The organism is Hydrogenivirga sp. 128-5-R1-1 (assembly GCF_000171895.1).
The window spans coordinates 1-2116 of the sequence record NZ_ABHJ01000173.1; the positions used below are offsets into that span (position 1 = coordinate 1).

The following is a 2116-nucleotide window of genomic DNA, read 5'->3' on the forward strand; positions in this document are numbered from 1 at the left end:
AACATCGTGCAGTTTCATGTCAAATGCAACAAATGCAATATTTACTGCATTTAACATAAGTTCTGTTGATATGAGCATTGCAATAATATTCCTTCTTATAATTATACCTACAAGCCCTAAAACCATTAAAAGACCACTTAAGGCTATATAATATTCGTAAGGAATCATCCCTGAGCCTCCTGTTTTTCTTCTTTTCTACCTATAATAATGGCACCTATCATTGCAACAAGAAGTATTAAAGATGCTACTTCAAATGGGAAAAGATATTTGGTAAACAGCATTGTACCAACTGCTTTAGCATTTCCTATTTTATCAATAACTTCTGTTGAAAAAATACCTGTATTTGATTTCCATGCTCCATAAATTGAGACATAAGCAAGCTCTAAAAAGATTAAAAACCCGACAGGGATAGATAAAAGCATGTATTTAGGGTCAACTGCTTTTCCTTTAAATTCTGGAACTGTTGATATAACAAGTACATAAAATACAACTATTGCAACTGCATATATTAGAAGCTGAATAGCCCCTACAAGCTCAGCTCCCATGGTGAAAAATAAACCTGAGACCATTATTAATGTTGAAATTAAAGATAAAACAGTATAAACCATGTTCCTGAAAAATATTGTTCCTATTGCAGATAAAACTGCTAAGCTTGAAAATATCCAGAAAGCTATCTGAGTTAACTCCATTTAATTTGCCCCCACAATTTTTCTCTAACTTCATCATCTATCCAAATTCTATCAGGCTCATTATACCTTCTTTCATCAAAATTAAAGCCCCTTTGAGACATATCATCTATATGAATAGTACAGTCTTTTCTGGTATAGCTTGCTGATTCATAATTGTCAGTCATTATTATACAATCAACAGGACAGGCGTCTACACAAAGACCGCAGTACAAACAGTTTAAAAGGTTCATATCAAATCTTTTTACTCTTTTTTTTCCATTTGGCAGTTGCTGGGCTTCAATGTTAAAAAGTGAAGGTACAGGACATGCTTGCTGGCACATATAGCAGGCTACACATCTACTTTCACCTTCTTTTATTTCCATAAATTGAAGTAAAACATTAAAAGAAGGTGGTTCTTTGCCGTCTCTTACTCTATGTGCGTGAGTACCTCTAAATCTTTTTGGAGGTGTTAATTTTTCATAAGGATATCTTGTTGTAATTGTTTTTCTAAAGAAATTTTTTATTGTAATTTTCATACCTTTTATAAAATCAATAAAGAAAATTCTTTCCGTATTTGAAAGCTTTGGTCTTTCTAAGTACTTTACCTTTACCATCTTATCCAAAAATCATTATCCATATTGCTACAACAAGTATGTTTAAAAGTGAAAGCGGTAGCATTACTTTCCATGCAAGCTCTGTAATCTGGTCAACTCTGTATCTTGGAAGTGTCCAGTGAACCCATAAGAAGAACATAAACATCATTGCAAGTTTCAAGAAAAACCATATAAATGGCGAAATTGGCCCGAAAATATGAGGTCCATTCCATCCACCAAAGAATAAAATTACAGCAATTGCACTTAAAACAAATGTTGCTATATACCACTCAGCAAGTGGGAATAATCCAAACTTCATAGCAGAATATTCTGTGTTATATCCAGAAACAAGCTCTGCTTCTGCTTCCTGAACGTCAAAAGGCGTTCTCCCTGTTTCTGCAAGTATTGCAAATAATATAACTACAAACCCAAGTATGTTAGGAATAATAAACCAAAGTCCTTGCTGTGCTTCAACTATTTCTTTTAATGAAAAAGTCCCAGCCTGCATAATTGGTCCCACCATTGCAAAACCAAGGGCAACTTCATAACCAATTAAAACTGCAGCTTTTCTAAGACCACCAATCATAGGATATTTTGAGTTAGAAGCCCAACCTGCAAAAATAACACCGTAAATAGAGATACTACCAAAAGCAAGGGCAAGTATTAATCCAACATTCAGGTCTGTTATGTAAGGCTTTATTTCAAATCCAAATAAATTTACAGGCTGTCCAAAAGGAACAACTGCTAAAATCATTATAGCTGGAACAAAAGCAAGTAAAGATGCAAGGTAAAATAAGAATTTGTCAACACCTGAAGGGACAATATCTTCTTTAGTTAGAACTTTTAAAGCATCGG

General features: G+C 33.8%; 4 protein-coding genes. All 4 read right to left on the minus strand.

What is annotated here, in order from left to right; all coding sequences use genetic code 11:
- Nucleotides 1–168 (minus strand): NADH-quinone oxidoreductase subunit K (locus HG1285_RS03750; protein WP_008288802.1); only part of this gene is annotated, 168 nt, incomplete at its 3' end.
- Entirely contained in the window at nt 165–689 is a 525-nt protein-coding gene (locus tag HG1285_RS03745; RefSeq protein WP_008288803.1) for an NADH-quinone oxidoreductase subunit J, read from the minus strand. The genes HG1285_RS03750 and HG1285_RS03745, both read right to left, overlap by 4 nt.
- Nucleotides 680–1282 (minus strand): NADH-quinone oxidoreductase subunit I, encoded by a 603-nt coding sequence (locus tag HG1285_RS03740; RefSeq protein ID WP_032496981.1) that lies wholly within the window; start codon nt 1280–1282, stop codon nt 680–682. The genes HG1285_RS03745 and HG1285_RS03740 overlap by 10 nt, the downstream gene beginning before the upstream one ends.
- Nucleotide 1283: 1 nt before the next feature.
- Nucleotides 1284–2116, minus strand: an 833-nt coding sequence (locus tag HG1285_RS03735) for a complex I subunit 1 family protein (protein WP_008288805.1), incomplete at its 5' end; no start/stop codon positions are given.

Coding starts and splice junctions, on each gene's coding strand:
- HG1285_RS03740 (WP_032496981.1), bottom strand. CDS start 1,282: ATGGTAAAGGTAAAGTACTTAGAAAGACCAAAGCTTTCAAATACGGAA.
- HG1285_RS03745 (WP_008288803.1), bottom strand. CDS start 689: ATGGAGTTAACTCAGATAGCTTTCTGGATATTTTCAAGCTTAGCAGTT.